The organism is Catenovulum sediminis (genome assembly GCF_007289895.1).
In the GTDB taxonomy this organism is placed as follows: Bacteria; Pseudomonadota; Gammaproteobacteria; order Enterobacterales; family Alteromonadaceae; genus Catenovulum; species Catenovulum sediminis.
Map to the genome: position 1 here is coordinate 1,210,300 of NZ_CP041660.1, position 18,979 is coordinate 1,229,278.

Below are 18,979 nucleotides of genomic sequence, written 5' to 3' on the forward strand. Positions count from 1 at the left end.
AAATCCCGGCAAGATAAGATAATCTATTTATACGATAGCAATCATCGAAAAGTTTATTTCAAACAAGGAGACCTTGTATGTCCCAAGAAACTATTTTTACTAAAATTATCAATCGAGAGATCCCGGCAGATATTATTTATGAAGACGAGTTAACGTTGGCTTTTAAAGATATCAACCCTCAAGCCCCCTTGCATTGTTTAATTATTCCAAAGCAACCCATTGCGACTATCAATGATATCACTGAAGACAAGCGTGAGTTGGTGGGGCATTTGTATGTTGTCGCAGCGAAAATCGCAAAACAGCAAGGTGTTGCAGACGATGGTTATCGGGTCGTGATGAACTGCAACGAACATGGTGGGCAGTCGGTTTATCATATTCACTTACACATGCTAGCAGGCAAACCTTTAGGTTGGCCACCTTATACTGACAAAGCAAAAGTATAAAACTGAAAAGCACAAAAAACTGGGTCTGTTCATTTTTTAAAGTTTGAGTTTGTCCTTACTTTTTAAACGGTAGGCTATTTTAATCTGTTACTCACCAACAAAGGTTTGGTGGATAATGGTCGATTGAAAGCGCCTGCCAGAGCCCAGTGTGTTTTACCACATTTTCTATTAACGATATGCCGCACGCAGCAGCTATGTCACTTTAATAAACATAACTGCAGGGACAATACTAAATGACACATTTAACCTAGTGATCTGGGTGATATGCAGATTAATCAACCAACTCTATTTTGTTTCAGGAATAAACTCTTTTAAATATTGGAAGATCTGACGTGCAGCTTTTGGCGCCTTGTTTTGCGTTTGCTCTTTTTTCGCCTGACGCGCCAGTTGCCTAAGCTTACTGCGTTCCATATCAGGATGCAGCTCTAATAGCCGATTAATGGCTTCATCACCTTCGTTTATAATTCGATCTCTCAGCTTTTCCAGTTTATGAAAATGCTGATTAGCAACAAGGTGCTGGTTTTCAATTTTACTCAGCGCTAATTGAATATCTTCCACGTCACGCATGCGCAATAACTTACCAACAAAGTTGACTTGTCTGCGATAGGCACCATGCTTATTTTTTATTTTAAGTGCAACATTAACTGCCGCTTGTACATCATCATCTAATGGAATTTTAGCCAAGTTACTGGCCGATAAATTCAGTATTTTGTCTGCTAAATGCTGACTTTCTTGCGAATCTCGTTTTAATTCAGATTTGCTTACATAAATAATTTCTTCATCCGGATCGGATGGATTTTGCCATTCATCATTCATAATTGGTTCTTTAATGACCCGTCAATCTACTAAATATAATCTATCTCGCTGACTATGTTACACTAAGCTATAACCTTTGTATTGATGTGTGTGAATTATGCTGCAAGAAATGAATCAAGTTAAACAGGCTGTCGCAGATGCAGTGGCGTTAGCAAAAAAATTAGGCGCCAGTGCGTGTGAAGTCTCTATTTCAAAACAACAAGGGATTTCAGTGGGTTGCAGAATGCAAGAACTGGAAACCGTGGAATATGATTATGGTGGCGCATTAGGTATTGCTGTTTGGATGGGGAAACAAAAAGGCAGTGCTTCAACGTCCGATTTATCGCCTGAAGCACTAAAACAAACGGTCGAAGCCGCTTGTAATATTGCTAAATACACATCGGAAGATCCTTTTACCGGTATGGCCGATCCTGATTTGATGGTGAATGCAGAACAAATTCCGGATTTAGATTTATATCATCCATCTGACATCTCAACCGAAGATGCCATTGCTATGACGCTGGCTTGTGAAAAAGCGGGTTTAGAAAAAAGCGAAAAAATAAATAACAGCGATGGTGCTTCTTTTTCATCTCATCAAGGCTTTAAAGTCTATGGTAATAGCACAGGTTTAATTGCTGCTTATCCAAGTTCTCGGCATAGTTTAAGCTGTTCGCTGATTGCCAGTGATACGGATGATATGCAGCGAGATTACGCCTATACTGTGTCACGCGTCATGTCTCATCTAGAAGCGCCAGAAATTGTCGGAACACGCGCGGCTAAAGATGTATTAGCTAGACTAAACGCCCGTAAAATAAACACAGCAAAAGTACCTGTGTTGTTTAACAGTGAAATCGCCAGCAGTTTGTTTGGCCATTTTATTGGTGCTATCAGTGGGGGAAATTTATATCGTAAAGCAACCTTTTTACTGGATGCCAAAGGCACACAAGTATTTCCTGAATGGTTAAATATTCAAGAAGACCCTTTTATTTTGCAAGGGCTATCGAGCCGGGCATTTGATTCAGAGGGCGTCGCAACACAAAAACGCGATATTGTCAGCAATGGTGTGCTCAACACTTGGTTACTCAGTAGTTATGCTGCTCGGAAATTAAAACTGGCCTCAACCGGCCATGCTGGCGGCATTCATAACTGGCTTGTGGCCGCTGGCGGTGGTAATTTTGATGCCATGTTAAAAAAACTTGGAACAGGGCTGTTAGTCACCGAAATGATGGGCCAAGGGGTTAACTTAGTCACAGGGGATTACTCTCGCGGCGCAGCCGGTTTTTGGGTAGAAAACGGCATCATTCAATACCCTGTTAGTGAAATAACGATTGCCGGAAAATTGCAAGATATGTTCAAAAACATTGTCGCTATAGGTGATGACATAGACCAAAAAGGCAGTATCCAATGTGGCTCTGTGCTAGTAGAAGAAATGCAAATTGCAGGCAGTTAGCCTGCTTAATCAATTACACGCAACAAGTGTTCGTTGCCTATACTTAATGAACTATATTCGAATTTTTCGGTGGTAAATTTGCGACTTTTATTGACGGGTATAATCGCTGTTCTGTTGAGCGTGAATCATGTATTGGCTATTGAAGCTGTATATATTCCGCAACCTAGATCAAATCTTGATATCGGTCATGAATACCATACGAGTTTGTTAAAAAAAGCCTTAATCCATGGTGCTAAGGGCCGAGCGATACCCATTATCAAAACCTCTCTACATATGCCAGAAGCGCGTGCTAATTACGAAGTGACTAAGGGCGAAAAAGTAGACGTATATTGGTTTGGCACGGATGCTAAGAAAGAAAGAGACATGCGCGCTATTCGCATTCCGACGTCAAAAGGTTTAATTGGCTATCGACGGTTTATCATCCACAAAGACTCTATCGAAAAGTTTGATAACATCGCCTCGTTGCAGGCACTTAAACAACAAACGGCTTGTTTGGGTGCTCACTGGCCAGATATTCGAATATTACAGGCATCAGACTTACCTGTAGTGGTGAACACCATGTATGAAAATATTTTTAAACGTGTTCATGCCAAACGCTGTGACTATTTTCCCCGTGCTTACCACGATGGATATAACGAGGTTAGTGTACGCAAAAACCGCTACCCGAATTTAGTGCACTACGAAAAAATAGTCCTTCACTATCCGTTTGCGGTTTATTTTTTCACCCCGAAAAGCAAGGAAACTTTAGCCGCGTGGATAGAGGATGGGCTCAACGCCATGATTGAAAATGGTGAGTTTTTAAGGCATATGCAAAGTCACTTGTTAACCGCTCATATTTTTCCGCTAGAACAATCTGCTGACGTGCGCTATATCAATATCCCAAACCCTTCTCTCCCTGAAGACACGGATTGGAAAAACAAAAAGTACTGGTTTCAACCCAGTGACTTTGGTTTTGCAGAAAATAAAAAGCCTGCACTTAACTAACAGAGCAGGCTTTTTAGACCACTAAGCTTGGCTACAAATCGTTATTTCTTTTTCGCTTTGGCAAAAGCTTCAGCAAATGCATTACCCATCATTGCATTGCCGGCTGGCTGATTGCGACCACCAGTTCCTTGAGCTTTACCACGCGATGCCACACGAGCGCCGTTGCTTTGAGCACGGCTCTGATTTGCACCTTTTCCTTTTGTTGAATTTTTCGCAGCGCTCTCTGCCGCTTGAACAGGGTCATTTAAACGCATCGTCAGGCCAATTCGTTTGCGCGGCGCATCAACTTCTAAGACTTTAACTTTTACGATATCGCCCGCTTTAACCACTTTACGAGGATCATCGATAAAAGTTTCCGACATAGCAGAGATATGGACCAAGCCATCCTGATGCACACCCACATCAACAAAAGCGCCGAAGTTAGTCACGTTGGTTACAACACCTTCCAACTTCATGCCTTCTTTTAGGTCATTGATCGTTTCAACACCTTCTTTAAAATTCGCCGTTTTAAATTCAGGTCGTGGATCACGTCCCGGTTTTTCAAGCTCTTTTAAAATATCCTGTATGGTCGGCACACCAAATTTTTCATCGGTATAGTCTGCCGGGTTTAATTTGCGAAGTTTGTCAGATTTACCGATCAGGTTTTCAACCGGCTCATCATTCGCAGCTGAGATTTTTTCCACAATGGGGTAGGCTTCTGGGTGGACCGCTGAAGCATCCAGTGGGTTGTCTCCCCCACTATTTTTAAAAAGCCTGCACATTGTTCAAATGCTTTAGGGCCCAATCGCGCGACTTTTTTGAGTTGATTACGGCTACTAAAACCACCACTTTGGTTTCTAAATTCAACGACATTCTGTGCCATTGTTTTACTTAATCCGGAGACCCGAGCTAACAAAGGTACTGAAGCTGTATTTAAATCGACCCCCACTGCGTTTACACAATCTTCAATAACTGAATCTAACGATTTACTCAACGCACTTTGATTCACATCGTGTTGGTATTGGCCGACCCCTATCGATTTAGGTTCTATTTTCACCAATTCAGCTAGCGGATCCTGCAAACGTCTGGCAATAGACACGGCGCCACGCAATGAAACATCTAAATCCGGAAATTCTGCTGCGGCTGTTTCTGAGGCTGAATAAACAGATGCACCTGCTTCACTGACAACAATTTTTGTTAACTTCACATCACTTTCTTCTTTAATTAGCTCTGCGGCTAATTTATCCGTTTCTCGTGATGCCGTACCATTCCCAATGCTGATTAATTCGACCTTATGTTTGCGAATCAAATTGGCTAACGTGCGTTTGCTTTTATCCCATGCATTTTGTGGGGGATGAGGATAAATCGTTGCGGTATCTAATAATTTTCCGGTTTGGTCAACGATTGCTATTTTAACCCCCGTGCGAATTCCCGGATCTAACCCCATCGTCACTTTGGCACCAGCCGGTGCTGCCATCATTAAATCTTTAAGGTTAGAGGCAAATACTTTAATTGCGTCCGTTTCGGCCCTTTCTCTGATTTCAGCAAAGAGCTCTGTTTCCATGTGCGTCATAATTTTTACACGCCATGTCCAACTCACCACTTGTTTGATATAGGGTTCTGCCGCTTTACCTTGCCATTTAAAACCAAGGTGTTCACTTATCATTGTTTCGACGATTGAAGACTTTTGATTTTCGTCTTGGTTTGGATCCGCATTTAAAGACAAGGTTAAAAAGCCTTCATTGCGACCACGAAAGATTGCCAGTGCCCGATGCGATGGAATACTTTTTATCGCTTCACTAAATTCAAAATAGTCAGAGAATTTTGCAGCTTCTTTTTCTTTGCCGGCTATCACTTTGGCTTCGACAACTGCATTTTGCTGCAAATAATGACGAACCTTTTTCAACAAGCTGGCATCAACCGCAAAACGTTCCATCAATATATAGCGCGCACCTTCTAATGCCGACTTTTCGTCAGCAATGCCTTTTTCTACTGAGATATATTGTGCAGCAACTTCTTCGGGTTGTAATGAGAAGTCGTTGAATAACGCGTCTGCTAATGGCTCCAAACCCGCTTCAATCGCAATTTGCCCTTTGGTTCTGCGTTTTGGTTTGTAAGGCAGGTATAACTCTTCAAGATCTGTTTTGCTTTGCGCACCATTGATAGCTTGACTGAGTTCAGCCGTCAATTTTCCTTGTTCATCGATATTTTTTAAAATGACACTGCGCCGTTCAGAAAGCTCCCTTAAATAAGATAAACGGTTTTCTAAAGTACGTAGTTGAGTATCGTCCAAACCACCGGTAACTTCTTTTCGATAACGCGCAATAAAGGGCACTGTGGCACCTTCGTCTAGTAGTTTGACAGCTGCATTAACCTGCGCTGTTTGAACATTAATTTCATCTGCAATGATGTTTACAATATCTGTCATCTTTAATCCTGTTTATTGTTTTATTCGCCTGTGCAAATAACAACAATTTTGTGCATTCAATTTTTATGATTTACAGCTTTATAATAATATTCCTGCGATACAAGCCATAGCAGGTCATCCATAATAGGAGCAATTGCAGCATAGCAAATAATAAAGATGCTGCTTTATTGGCTGTGTCACCTGCCAATATCCACTGATACATGGTTTCATATAGATTACTGTCAGCGACAGGAATTTTATAGTAAAGCACTGTCAATACCCAGTGAAAGACGTAAATAAACAACGGATTTAAACCAAAAACGATAAAAGGAAAGGCAAATTTGCTGCGTCCCTTAATATCCAGTATCCAAATTAAAAAAAGCAATACACCTGTTGCCCAAGCCGATGTGAATAATACGTAGCTGCTGGTCCATAAATATTTATTAATGGGTATCCAATTTTGCAAGATAATTGCTGCAAAAAAGGTTATTGCGCAAATCAAGGTTAATTTTTTAACCGCGACTAAGGGACGGGTCGCCTGATTTAATACTCGAGTTATTTCAAAACCAAACAGGATATTGACCACTGCTGGCAGCGTAGAGAGTAACCCTTCAGGTTCGAACGCGATACCTCTTAACTGATACATATGCGCTTCCCCTAATATGGACATGTCAACAAAACGCACTAGGTTATCTTGCAAACTATAAGGGCTTTCTGAGTACCAAGCTAAACTGCTTGAATAACCCACTAAAATAAGCAGACTCACAATATAAAGATGCGAACGCCGGCAGCATAATATTAATAACCCGCCAATCAGATAAGCCAAAGATATGCGTTGCATTACGCCCATTATTCTTAAATTTTCTACACCATTGGGTGGTATCATCCAAAGTGTGTTTAACATCAAACCAATCGAAAATAGATAAAACGCACGCTTAAAAATGCGCGATACATTATTGTTATTGGCTAAAGATTCACTTTTTTTAAGCGAAAAATACATCGCTGAACCAATCACAAAAAGAAAAAATGGAAAGACCAGATCTGTCAACGTCCACCCATGCCAATGAGCGTGCAACAAAGGCGTGTATACAGCTTGCCAAGCGCCCGGCATATTGACCAACATCATAACAGCGACAGTGAGCCCACGAAGTACATCTAAAGCTTGATAACGCATCATTTTTTACCCCATTTTAAGCATTGTATTATTAATATTATTTTATGTGTGGGGGTATGTTTTTATTGTAGTTAGTTACACCAATCGGTTGGATCGAGTGGTTGTCCTTGATGTCTGATTTCAAAATATAAACCGGGTCGGCTTTGCCCACCCGATTGACCAACTAAAGCGATAGGTTCACCCGAATGAACCATGTCTCCAACGTCTTTTAGTAGCGCCTGATTATGTCCGTACAAACTCATATAACCATCACCATGCTCAACAACAATAACCAAACCATATCCTTTTAGCCAATCAGAAAATATGACTTGTCCGGCATGAACGTTATTTACAACATCACCTGAGTCTGCATCAATACGGACACCTTTCCATTTAAGCTGACCTGATTTTTGGCGACCAAATATATTCTGCACACGTCCTTTTACTGGCCACAACAATCTACCTTTAATTTCGGCCAAGCCGTTAAATTCAACTTGCTGAGGTAAATTATCAATCGCTTCAGCAAGTGCTTCTAATGCCCGCGTTAATGCATTTTCATTTTGTTTTAAATTTTCGATGCGCTGTGATTCGCTTACAATAACGGCCGCTAATTGTTTGATTTGTGCTTGCTGTTGCTTTTTAAGCGCAACGAGTTGAGCTTGTTTTTCTGCTTCAACTTTTATAAGTTCTGCTAACCTGAGTTGGTTCTTATTTAACAATTGCTCTGTTTTTTGTAACGCTTGCAGAGTTACTTTTAGGTTCTCAATCGCCTGCATTCTGGCTTTGTTAAGATATTGATAGTAACTAATGACACGCTCTAGCTTGGCGGGAGAATCCTGATTAAGCAGCAGCTTTAAATAATCATTGCGCCCGACATGATAAGCACTTTTAACTTGAGCCGACAAAATATCTAACTGTTGGTCGCGAGTACTTTCCAGTTCGCTTTTTTGTTTTTTTAGCTCATTTAATTGAGCTTTTACTCGCTGCAGCTCGTCTTCAGTTTGTTTGAGGATTCTGCTGGTTTGACCGATTTTTCTATCCGTTTTGGCAACCGACTTTTCAACCTGATTCAGTTCACTTTGTGTTTTATCTAGCACCGCCTGTCGCGCTAATATTTGCTGCTGTATTTTTTCTAGTTGTTGCTGTTTTTCTTTAGCCTCTTCATTAGCACACACCATCAATAAGCTGGACGTAAAAAAAAGCACACAGCCAGCAATAAAGCTGGCTGTCGTTTTGCGTTGATTTACTGTCCGTGTCAACATCAATTAATTTAAATTAATTTCATAATGGGTTGACCGGTCATTTCTTCAGGCTGTTCCATCCCCATTAAGTGCAACATGGTAGGTGCAACATCACTTAACACACCATTAGGTTTGGCAACTTCGGCATTGCGACCAAAATAGATAAAAGGCACGGGTTCACTGGTATGTGCCGTATGCGCTTGACCTGTTTTTGGATCTTTCATTTGCTCTGCATTGCCATGGTCTGCTGTAATCAAACATTCACCACCTACTTTTGCCAATGCGTCAGTGACACGGCCTATTGCATTGTCTACCGCTTCACACGCTTTAACGGCTGCTTCAAATACACCGGTATGACCGACCATGTCACCATTGGGATAGTTACAAATAATCACGTCAAATTCTTGGCTTTCAATTGCTTCAACCAATTTATCCGTTAATAAAACAGAATTCATTTCAGGTTGTAAATCATAGGTCGCAACTTGAGGTGAAGGGACTAACACACGTTTTTCGCCTTTAAACTCATCTTCACGGCCACCACTGTAGAAAAAGGTGACGTGTGCGTATTTTTCAGTTTCAGAAATACGTAACTGAGTTTTATTGTGTTTCTCTAACCACTCGCCCATAACATTTACCAAATCAGCAGGCGGGTATGCACAACTTGCTTTAATGTCTGCGGCATATTGAGTCAACATCACAAAATCTGCTAATTTTGGCTCTTTTTCACGCGCAAAACCGTCAAAGTCGACATCAACAAACGCTCGGGTAATTTCACGTGCACGGTCTGCACGGAAATTCATAAAGATAACGGCATCACCGTCATTAACCGTCGCGGCCTGACCTTGCTCGTCTACTATTGCTGTCGCTTTTACAAACTCATCGTTTTCGTCACGCTCATAAGCGGCCGTTAAGCCTTCAACCGCATTTTTAGCGGTGAATTCTGCCGTGCCTTGTGTTAATAAATCATAACAAGCTTTAACGCGATCCCAGCGCTTGTCACGATCTAAAGCAAAATAACGACCAATTAAAGAGGCCACTCGACCCTTGCCTGAGTCTGCCAGTTGTTTATCAAATTTTTCAAGTGTTGCTTGCGCACTGCGAGGCGGCGTATCACGACCATCTAAAAATGCGTGTACATATACTTTATCTGCACCACGTTCAACGGCCATATCTATCATCGCGGCAATGTGATCTTCATGACTGTGCACGCCACCTGGTGAGGCCAAGCCCATAATGTGAACAGCTTTGCCCTGGCTAACAGCCGAGTCCACTGCTTTGCTTAATACAGCGTTTTGATTAAAAGTTTTTTCATGAATATCTTTTGTGATGCGAGTGAAGTCTTGATAAACAATGCGCCCCGCGCCTAAATTTACGTGGCCCACTTCACTATTGCCCATTTGACCATCAGGTAAGCCTACGTCCATACCTGAACCCGAAATTAAAGTACTTGGGTACTCTTTCCACAAACGATCAAGATTGGGCGTATTGGCGGCCAATATAGCATTATTCTCTGGGTTTTCACTGTAACCCCATCCGTCCATTATAATTAACACTAATGGTTTTTTAGCTGCTGTCATATTCTTTACCTGTCGTTCTATTATGTTATTTACGATTTTACCGAGTTTTACGCGACAAACCAGTGACAAACCGATTAAAAATTCGGAAATTAGCTTATTGTGCAGATAATTAAGCTTTATTCCACTGCATCTTGAATTAGAATCGGTATATAATCAGCGCCAATTTCATTAAGTAACAAGGTTGAAAATGCAACAATACATTGAATTTCTTGCAAACCACCCATTTTTAACGGGCATCTGGTTTGTATTATTTTTTGCTGTGATCTACACCTTTGTGCAAGCAAAGTTTTCCCCTTTTAACCGCGTAAACACGCAGCAGTTAACTTTATTAGTTAACCGGGAAGACGCTGTAATTGTAGATATTCGCGCCACGCCAGATTTTAACAAGGGTCATATTGCCGGCGCTTTAAATATTACAACCGATCAAATCAAAGGCGGCGAACATCCTAAGCTTGAAAAGCACAAAGAGACCCCCATCATTATAGTTTGCACTGCAGGCATGACGGCAGGTAAAGTAGCCACTCAGCTTGCACAAGCAGGTTTCGCAAAAGTAAATATTCTCGACGGCGGCATGAACGCTTGGTTTAATGCTAATTTACCCGTCGTAAAAGGGTAATAAATTATGACTAAAGTCACTGTGTATTCAAAAAGTTGGTGTCCGTTTTGTGTTCGCGCAAAAATGTTGCTGCAAAGCAAAAACATAGACTTTGATGAAATTGATATTGGCAAACAACCTGAAAAACGCAACGAAATGATCGAGCGAAGCCAAAGAAACACAGTGCCTCAAATTTTCATTAATGAGCACCATGTTGGCGGCTGCGATGAATTGTTAGCAGCCGAAGCACAAGGCACGCTTGATCAACTGCTCAACACATAACTTAAAAAAATAGGTACTCTCATGGCAGAACAAAACCCAACTCAAAACGCTGAAAACACGGGCAACGAACAACAAAACCCACAATTTGCAATTCAGCGTATTTTTGCAAAAAATATTTCTTTTGAAACACCAAACTCGCCAGAAATTTTCACAGTTCAGTGGAAACCAGATGTGCAGATGGATATCGACACTAAAAGTAAAAAGCTTGAAGGTGACACTTATGAAGTGGTTTTATCGATTACCGTAACCGCAAAAATTGAAGACAAAACGGCGTTTTTAGTCGAGGTAGAACAAGCCGGTATTTTTGCGATTGCTAATTTACCTCCACAGCAAATGGCACACTCAATTGGTTCAATGTGTCCTGGTATTTTATTCCCGTATGCTCGAGAAGCCATTTCTAATTTGGTAAACCGTGGTACCTTCCCACCGCTTAACCTTGCACCCGTTAACTTTGACGCTTTATTTGCCAGCTATATGCAACAAGTTGCACAACAGCAAGCACAAGACCAAGAGTCAAATCAGAAGTTAGATTCTTAACAATGACCACAGATTTGTATGATGTCAGTGTTATCGGAGCGGGTTCGTACGGAACCGCTCTAGCTATATGCATTGCCAGAAACGGTCATAAGACAGCACTTTGGGGTCGGGATGAAGTACAAATGGCAGATATGGCAAATAGCCGCGAAAACAAGCGTTATTTACCTGCTATCCCGTTTCCAACAAGCTTACATCCAACAGCCGACCTAGTGGATGTGGTGAGTCGCAGTAAAAATATATTACTGGTTGTACCCAGTCATGCTTTTGCCGATATGCTGGCTCAGATAAAACCGTATTTGCTGGCAGATGCATGTATAGCTTGGGCAACTAAAGGTTTAGAACCAGAGACGGGCCGGCTTTTACAAGATGCAGCACGCGATCAACTCGGCAACGAAAGAACCTTAGCCGTTGTAAGTGGCCCTACATTTGCTAAAGAAATGGCAGCCGGCATGCCTACCGCTATTTCAGTTTCTTCAACCAGTGCAGAGTTCATTCAAACTTTGTCTGATTTAATGCATTGTGAAAAACGCTTTAGGGTTTATAAAAATAACGATTTCACCGGCGTACAACTAGGTGGTGCGGTGAAAAATGTTATTGCAATTGGTGCCGGTATGGCGGATGGCATTGGCTTTGGCGCAAATGCCAGAACTGCGCTCATTACCCGTGGCTTAACTGAATTATGCCGTTTAGGCGAAGCTTTAGGCGCTAAAGCAGAAACCTTTATGGGTATGGCGGGTTTAGGTGATTTGGTACTGACCTGCACTGATAATCAATCGCGTAATCGTCGGTTTGGTTTGGCATTAGGTCAGGGAAAATCAGTCGACCAGGCGATGACAGATATCGGTCAGGTTGTAGAAGGTTACCGTAATACCAAAGAAGTCTACATGCTTTCTCAACGCATGCAGGTAGAAATGCCTATTGTTGAACAAATTTATCAGGTTTTATATCAGCAAAAAGCCCCTAAAGAAGCCGCAATGGCTTTGTTGGGTCGTGAACAAAAATTTGAATAGCGTTCTTCGCATTGGATAGTTTGGGTCAATTCGCTTGACCTAAACTACCTTCAACCACCTGATTTCGCCCATTATTTTTCGCCTGATACAAGGCAATATCCGCTCTTTTTAATGCCGCTGAAATACCTGTCGCATCAGCTTCCACCAAACCGATACTGACTGTCACTTGTAATTGTTGATTTGCCACATTAAAGGCAAAACTTTCAAAGTGATGGCATAAAAATTCCAGACGTCCCAGCGCTTCATCCGGTGAAACTTGAGGTAACAACAAACAAAATTCTTCACCTCCGAGTCTGGCCACTATCGCATCTGGAAAATGTGACTGCATACGCTGCGTTGCTTGCACTAAAATTATATCACCGGCATCGTGCCCATAGGTATCGTTTATTGCTTTGAAATGGTCAAGATCTAACAGTGCTAAGGCGACCCCTGAAGACTGGGTACTTAAAATATTTTCTGCATGTTCAAAGAAACTACGCCGGTTTTTGACCCGAGTTAAATAATCGTGATGCGCTGCAAACTCAATTTGTTCAACCTGTTCTATATACTCCAAATTTCTAAATATTCGGGTATAAAACTCTTCCGCGTCAAAGGGTTTGTTCAAACAATCATTCGCGCCATTCTTTAAAAAACGAGCTGTTAACATCGCATCTGTTGCATTTGAAATTGCGATTACAGCGAGCTGTTCATGGCTGTATTCTTTGCGGATAGCAGTTGTAAGTTGCAGCCCAGTCATCAATGGCATTTCCTGATCGGTAACCACAAGTTTGATGTCATTATGTATATTTAACACTTCCAGCGCTTGCTGACCATTTTCAGCTTCAGCAACAATAAAGTTCTGCCGCTCTAGTAAAGTGGTTAGATATCTGCGCACAGATACAGAGTCATCTACGACCAAAATCCTGACATTCATGTTGTTACGCAGCCTCATTAAAAGCTTGGCCACATAATCGAACGAATGAATCGTTTCTTTTAAAATGAAATCAACCACTGATTTTTTTAATACCCTTAAACGGGTCTGCTCATCTAATTTTCCGGTCAGAACAAATGTAGGAATTTGTTGACTAAGCGCCAGATCAATCGCTTCACCATTAGGAGCATCAGGCAGGTGATAATCTGCACACACACAAAAATACGCTTTGAGTGAAGATAAGGTAATAAGTTCTGCATAGGAATGAACAGCTTCAGCCTCAAAGCCAAGTTTCTGCGCAATTGCCATGATCACTTTGGCGGTTGACGGATTGTCTTCAACAACCAGAACCGTATTATTGTCCACCGTCAATAACCCCCATACGATCTATGGTAATTTTATTCCGTCCGTTTTCTTTACTGCGGTATAAGGCTTCATCTGCTAGTTGAATCATTTTATCCAGATCCCAACAAGCAACAACTAAACCACCGCTGATAGTATATTGACACCTTTGCTCTGCAATCTGAACAACACGATCAGCAATTTGAATTCTAAATTGCGCGAGTGCATCTTCAATTTTACTTAACGCATCCGGTTTAATAAAAATGACAAACTCTTCTCCACCAAAACGTGCACAGATAAAATCGTTAGCGGAAAAGTGTTGCGTAAGCTGCTGCGCCAAATCAACAATCACAGCATCGCCCATATCATGCCCATAGTTATCATTCACTTTTTTGAATAAATCGATATCTATCATAGCAACGGCGTACGCTTGTTGCTTTTCAACGCACCTTAGTGCAAGCGCTTCTGTTTCTTTAAAAAAGGCATATCTGTTATATAAAGCGGTTAAAGAATCTATATCTGCCAGCCGCTTTAGACGCACCATATACTCTAAATGCTCTAAACTTTGTGCGATACGGCAATAAAACTCCTCTAAACAAAATGGTTTAATTAAAAAATCATTGGCACCATTTTGGATAAATCTAGAAGCAAGTGATTGTGTTTCAGTACTGGATAAACCAATCACACATAAACGCTCTTTTGGATATTTCTTGCGAATTTCACTGACAAAACGAATACCCGACATCACCGGCATTTCATGATCGGTAATCACCAGTGAGATATCAGGGTTTTGTTCTAAGATTTGCAAGCCTTGTGCACCGTTTTCAGCTTCTAGCACTTGATAGCGATGTCTTTCCAAAAGGTGCACAAGATAACTTCTGAATGCAGTTGCATCATCTACAATTAAAATCTTAATTTTTGGGTTAACAGCAAAACGCGTTAATAGTTTGCCTAAGTAATTAAAAGCTTCAGCACTTTCTTTTGGGATATAATCGACTACAGCTTTGTTTAAAACGCGCTCTCGCGTTTGCGCATCTAATTTTCCGGTCATAACAACCGCTGCCACACGGTGCGCTAATACCGCATCAATCGCTTCACCATCAGGCGCGTCCGGCAAGTTATAATCAACAGAAGCTAAATCGAATGTTTCATGTGTTCGCAAATACTCAACACATTGTGCCATAGTTGTTGCTATCTGTGTTTCATAGCCAGCTTCTTTTGCGACATACTGAATCAATGACGCGATTGGCTTGCTATCTTCAACAATCAGCAACCTATGTTTTCTCGCCTGCAACTTCAACCTCTCATCTGCGTATAACTTAAATAGCCTCTAATCTGGCAAACGCAACCACCAACCATTTACAACCTTCATCGTCAAAATTGACCTGAACCCGAGCATTCTTATCAGCGCCTTCGTAATTTAGTATAGTACCTTCGCCAAATTTAGGATGAAGAACACGTTGCCCTAATTGTAGTCCAGTTTCATTAAAACTCTCGTTTTGTTTTGCATAGCTAAAACGTCCACTTGAGATAGGTCGACTCACCTGGGTGTTTAAACGAATTTCATTAATATACTCAGATGGTATCTCGCGAATAAAACGGCTTGGTGCATGATATTGGTCTTTACCGTATATACGCCGAGTTTCAGCATAAGTGATGTATAACTGCTGTTTTGCTCGTGTCATACCAACGTAACATAATCGTCTTTCTTCTTCCATGCGACCTGATTCTTCGCTGGTTTGTAAACTTGGAAACATCCCTTCCTCTACGCCTGCGATAAACACAAGCGGGAATTCTAATCCTTTTGCAGTATGCAACGTCATCAATTGCACCGCATCCTGATTGCGGTCCGCCTGGTTTTCACCAGACTCAAGCGCTGCATGTGATAAAAAAGCACTTAAATCAGACAACTCAGGCTCTGTGTTTTCAAACTGACGACAAGCGGTAACTAACTCTTCCAAGTTCTCGATACGCGCTTGTGCTTTTTCGCCTTTTTCAGATTGATACATAAAATGAAGCCCTGACTGCTTTATCACTGTATCAGCCTGTCGGTATAAAGGCAGCTCATCGACTTCCTCTTCCAGTTTATTGATTAAATCAATAAAGCCAGCAACCGTTTTTGCCGCTCGGCCTGTTAACAATCTGGCTTCTATCAAAGCTTCTGCTGCATTCCATAATGTTTGATTATGTTCTCTGGCATATTGTCTAACCTGGCTTAAAGATTTTTCACCAATGCCTCGCGCTGGCGTATTAATCACTCGTTCAAATGCCGCATCATCCTGTCGATTATTAATGATGCGCAAATAAGCCAGTGAGTCTTTGATCTCTTGACGTTCAAAGAATTTTAATCCGCCATAAATACGATAAGGTATTTGCTCACTAATCAGCGCTTCTTCCAATACGCGCGATTGCGCATTACTACGGTACAAAATCGCAGAATCAGATAAAGCATTGCCTTGTTCAAACCAGTTTTTAATGCGAGCTACAATAAATCGAGCTTCATCCAATTCATTGAATGCCGAATAAATCGCAATCGGCTCACCGTCTCCCGCTTCGGTCCATAAGTTTTTCCCCAAGCGCCCTGAATTGTTGGTAATAACCGCATTGGCGGCTTTGAGTATGGTGCCGCTTGAACGATAATTTTGCTCTAAACGAATCATATGCGCATCTGGAAAATCATCTAAAAAGCGTTGGATATTCTCAACTTTCGCGCCTCGCCAACCATAAATTGACTGGTCATCATCGCCTACGATACTGATAAAATTATCGCCATCTGCCAACAACCTTAACCAAGCATACTGAATACTATTGGTATCCTGAAATTCATCAACCAGTACGTGTTTAAATCGTTCTTGATAGTGTCGTAATAGATGTGGTTGTTTTAACCAGAGCTCATGAGCTCTGAGAAGCAGCTCAGCAAAATCAACCAGCCCTGAGCGATCACAAGTTTCTTGATAGGCCTGATAAACACGCTTCCAAATTTCTTCTTGCTGATTGCCCCAAGTTTCGATGTGTTGAGGTCTCAATCCTTCGTCTTTCTTACCATTGATGTACCACATGGCTTGTTTAGGGGGCCATTTCTTTTCATCCAAATCAAGCGCGCGGATAATCCGTTTAATCAGCCTGTGCTGATCATCTGAATCAAGTATCTGGAAACCTTCTGGTAAACCAGCATCTGCATAGTGTAAACGCAGCATGCGATGCGCCAAACCATGGAAAGTTCCAATCCACATGCTCTGCACTGAAGTTTGCAACAAGTCTTCAACTCGGTGGCGCATTTCTGCAGCGGCTTTATTAGTAAAGGTCACAGCCAAAATAGAATGAGGGGAAATGTTTTCGACTTGAATTAACCAAGCGATACGCTGTACTAAAACCCGTGTTTTACCGCTACCCGCGCCCGCCAATAACAACATTGATTGTTGTGGGGCAGCAACCGCTTCCCTTTGTTTATCATTTAAACCATCAATCAAGCTGTTAACATCCATACAGAAAACCTTTCAAAAAATAAAAGATTATACTGGATAAACCAACAGTTCCCAAGTTTCTTACACAGTTTATCGAATGTTATCTTTAACGACCGTTTAGATCACCTTCAAATTCAGCGATAACCCGCACTTCTGGTGTTAGAGATCTTTGGTCAATATAACCAATAGCATCTTGATTACGCAGCACCATATTGATTACAGCCTGATCATTGTCTAACTCGGCAGGCGGTACGCCTCTACCCGTAAAGACCAGCTTCGCCCAATAAGCCTTCAACTGACTGTTTGATTTTTGTAATACCTGCTTATTAAAAATTTCCCGAGCATGGCCACTGGTTAAATTGACAGGGATCGCCTTTATCCCATTTGGGTATGATTTAGCTTTTCCTAAAAACAGTTGCCGAATATCAAATACATCTAAAATTGCGGTATTTTTAGGATGCACTATCACGACAATGTCGGCATATAGGCGACTACAAAAACAGCTCAATAATATTAAAATTGCAATCAGTTGCTTCATTGATGTTTCCCTAAAATACAATATCTAAGCCAAACGAATATCCTACAAAGGATCCCACCTGCTCTCGTTTATCATTGCCTACAAAAATATCCGCTTTAAGCGCCGCACTTGGATGAAAGTCATACCTTAAAGAAACAACATCCATATACATTTCGCGTTGATTTAAAATATCGATTGTCTGTTTGGTAATTAACTTTTCTGCATCAGACTGCATCGAGTTAGCCTGCGGGTAACCATTAGCACTTTGTAAATAAACTTCATGATGATAAGTCACGACAAAATCACCTAACCGCCGACCAACCGCTGTAAACCAACCCCTATTGAGCGAATCAAATGAATCTTTTAACTGATACTCAACATACTCTAGATTAAATATCCATTTTGCCCACTCAATATTGGCGCCCATATAAGCATACTCACCTTTATTATCATCCGCGCCTAGCTGCGCTTTTATTAATTGAACCTCTTGCTCGCTTAGAGATGATCCTGATGCGGCATTAAAGCCATCAATAAGTGGGAAGATGAGCTGAGAATCCCATTCGGTGGAAGCAAAACCTCCGCTTAAATAACCGCCGAATAATTGCCAGTTTTCTCCCGATAAAGTCGCAGAAAAATTAAAAATATCATTTAGTTCGCTGTCATAGCTTTGAGCGGTACTCACATTAAAGATATCGCCCTGCCAGCTTGAATAAGATAGATGCGTATCAAGGTATAATTCTTCTATTAAAAAATTACTTTGTAATTTGATCCCATCAACGTTTGAGAAATCAAAGCCGAAATACACTGATTTGGGTAAACGAGAAAAATTATGTGTATAACCGACCAGTTCATATTCTGACTGATGGAAAATAGGATTCGCAAAACGCCCAACGTGGAGCGCATGATTATCATTTAATTGATAACTTAAATAGGCCCATTTTACTTCTGGCTCAAAGTTTTCACTTCCATGCGCAACCAATTGTACCGTTGCCGAGAGTTTATGCTGTAAATCAACACGGCCTTGTATCGCGAACAAAGACTCATCTGTAAGCGTGAAATATTCATCATTATACATGTCAGGTAATCTCGGATTCTGGTGCGCATCATCCTGCAATATTTGCCCTCCACGCACAGATGCAAATCCATTAACGCTAATTTCTGCAGCTCTCAAGATGGGCGAGGAAAATATCAAAAAAAACAATACAAATTTCCATACCTTCATTATTACGTTTCCTGCCTCTATGTTTTGGTGTTGCTTTTGCTTTGGTGTTGCTTTGGTTTTTACCTGCGTGT

Annotated in this window: 16 protein-coding genes and 1 pseudogene; 7 read left to right on the plus strand and 10 right to left on the minus strand. The window is 41.2% G+C overall.

The features are described from left to right. Positions 1-77 precede the first annotated feature (77 nt). The gene (locus FNT16_RS04720) at positions 78-443 is read left to right on the plus strand and encodes a histidine triad nucleotide-binding protein (protein WP_143870462.1); all 366 of its coding nucleotides are present in this window, start codon (positions 78-80) and stop codon (positions 441-443) included. A gap of 285 nt (positions 444-728) precedes the next feature. Here the strand turns inward: FNT16_RS04720 and yjgA are convergent, their stop codons facing one another. Beyond that, positions 729-1,259, minus strand: coding sequence for a ribosome biogenesis factor YjgA (yjgA, locus tag FNT16_RS04725; RefSeq protein WP_143870463.1), 531 nt, complete (start codon positions 1,257-1,259; stop codon positions 729-731). Positions 1,260-1,356: 97 nt separating this feature from the next. On the opposite strand from yjgA, the gene pmbA reads away from it, so the two are divergent. Further along, a complete protein-coding gene (gene pmbA / locus FNT16_RS04730; protein ID WP_143870464.1) occupies positions 1,357-2,688 on the plus strand; it encodes a metalloprotease PmbA in 1,332 nt (443 codons plus the stop codon). Between the two features lie 78 nt (positions 2,689-2,766). Then, positions 2,767-3,672, plus strand: coding sequence for a type 2 periplasmic-binding domain-containing protein (locus tag FNT16_RS04735; protein ID WP_246072368.1), 906 nt, complete (start codon positions 2,767-2,769; stop codon positions 3,670-3,672). Positions 3,673-3,713: 41 nt separating this feature from the next. Here FNT16_RS04735 and FNT16_RS04740 read toward each other — a convergent pair. From FNT16_RS04740 to gpmM, 4 genes and pseudogenes are all read right to left on the minus strand, one after another. Beyond that, positions 3,714-6,079, minus strand: a pseudogene (locus FNT16_RS04740) (Tex family protein). Positions 6,080-6,149: 70 nt separating this feature from the next. Beyond that, positions 6,150-7,235 carry an acyltransferase family protein gene (locus FNT16_RS04745; RefSeq protein WP_143870466.1) on the minus strand — a complete coding sequence of 362 codons (1,086 nt, stop codon included), beginning with the start codon at positions 7,233-7,235 and terminating at the stop codon, positions 6,150-6,152. A gap of 68 nt (positions 7,236-7,303) precedes the next feature. After that, positions 7,304-8,416 carry a murein hydrolase activator EnvC family protein gene (locus FNT16_RS04750; RefSeq protein WP_246072370.1) on the minus strand — a complete coding sequence of 371 codons (1,113 nt, stop codon included), beginning with the start codon at positions 8,414-8,416 and terminating at the stop codon, positions 7,304-7,306. Positions 8,417-8,481: 65 nt separating this feature from the next. Beyond that, the gene (gene gpmM / locus FNT16_RS04755; protein WP_143870468.1) at positions 8,482-10,029 is read right to left on the minus strand and encodes a 2,3-bisphosphoglycerate-independent phosphoglycerate mutase; all 1,548 of its coding nucleotides are present in this window, start codon (positions 10,027-10,029) and stop codon (positions 8,482-8,484) included. 187 nt (positions 10,030-10,216) lie between these two features. On the opposite strand from gpmM, the gene FNT16_RS04760 reads away from it, so the two are divergent. The 4 genes from FNT16_RS04760 to gpsA are packed head-to-tail and all read left to right on the plus strand — an operon-like array spanning position 10,217 to position 12,453. Then, positions 10,217-10,645, plus strand: coding sequence for a rhodanese-like domain-containing protein (locus FNT16_RS04760; protein WP_143870469.1), 429 nt, complete (start codon positions 10,217-10,219; stop codon positions 10,643-10,645). A gap of 6 nt (positions 10,646-10,651) precedes the next feature. Then, complete coding sequence (grxC, locus tag FNT16_RS04765; RefSeq protein WP_143870470.1) at positions 10,652-10,906, plus strand: glutaredoxin 3; 255 nt, start codon at positions 10,652-10,654, stop codon at positions 10,904-10,906. Between the two features lie 21 nt (positions 10,907-10,927). Beyond that, the gene (secB, locus tag FNT16_RS04770) at positions 10,928-11,443 is read left to right on the plus strand and encodes a protein-export chaperone SecB (protein WP_143870471.1); all 516 of its coding nucleotides are present in this window, start codon (positions 10,928-10,930) and stop codon (positions 11,441-11,443) included. Positions 11,444-11,445: 2 nt separating this feature from the next. Then, complete coding sequence (gene gpsA / locus FNT16_RS04775) at positions 11,446-12,453, plus strand: NAD(P)H-dependent glycerol-3-phosphate dehydrogenase (protein WP_143870472.1); 1,008 nt, start codon at positions 11,446-11,448, stop codon at positions 12,451-12,453. A 25-nt stretch (positions 12,454-12,478) separates the two neighbouring features. Here gpsA and FNT16_RS04780 read toward each other — a convergent pair whose 3' ends face one another. The 5 genes from FNT16_RS04780 to FNT16_RS04800 all read right to left on the minus strand — a co-directional run bounded on the left by FNT16_RS04780 (position 12,479) and on the right by FNT16_RS04800 (position 18,908). Beyond that, positions 12,479-13,729 carry a response regulator gene (locus FNT16_RS04780; protein WP_143870473.1) on the minus strand — a complete coding sequence of 417 codons (1,251 nt, stop codon included), beginning with the start codon at positions 13,727-13,729 and terminating at the stop codon, positions 12,479-12,481. Continuing rightward, positions 13,719-14,999 (minus strand): diguanylate cyclase, encoded by a 1,281-nt coding sequence (locus FNT16_RS04785; RefSeq protein ID WP_185976696.1) that lies wholly within the window; start codon positions 14,997-14,999, stop codon positions 13,719-13,721. Before FNT16_RS04785 ends, FNT16_RS04780 begins: the two co-directional genes overlap by 11 nt. A 25-nt stretch (positions 15,000-15,024) precedes the next feature. Beyond that, positions 15,025-17,190, minus strand: coding sequence for a DNA helicase II (gene uvrD, locus FNT16_RS04790; RefSeq protein ID WP_143870475.1), 2,166 nt, complete (start codon positions 17,188-17,190; stop codon positions 15,025-15,027). 85 nt (positions 17,191-17,275) lie between these two features. Further along, on the minus strand, positions 17,276-17,707 hold the full coding sequence (locus tag FNT16_RS04795; protein ID WP_143870476.1) for a type 2 periplasmic-binding domain-containing protein: 432 nt from the start codon (positions 17,705-17,707) through the stop codon (positions 17,276-17,278). A 10-nt stretch (positions 17,708-17,717) separates the two neighbouring features. Beyond that, positions 17,718-18,908, minus strand: coding sequence for a hypothetical protein (locus tag FNT16_RS04800; RefSeq protein WP_143870477.1), 1,191 nt, complete (start codon positions 18,906-18,908; stop codon positions 17,718-17,720). Between the last annotated feature and the right edge of the window lie 71 nt (positions 18,909-18,979).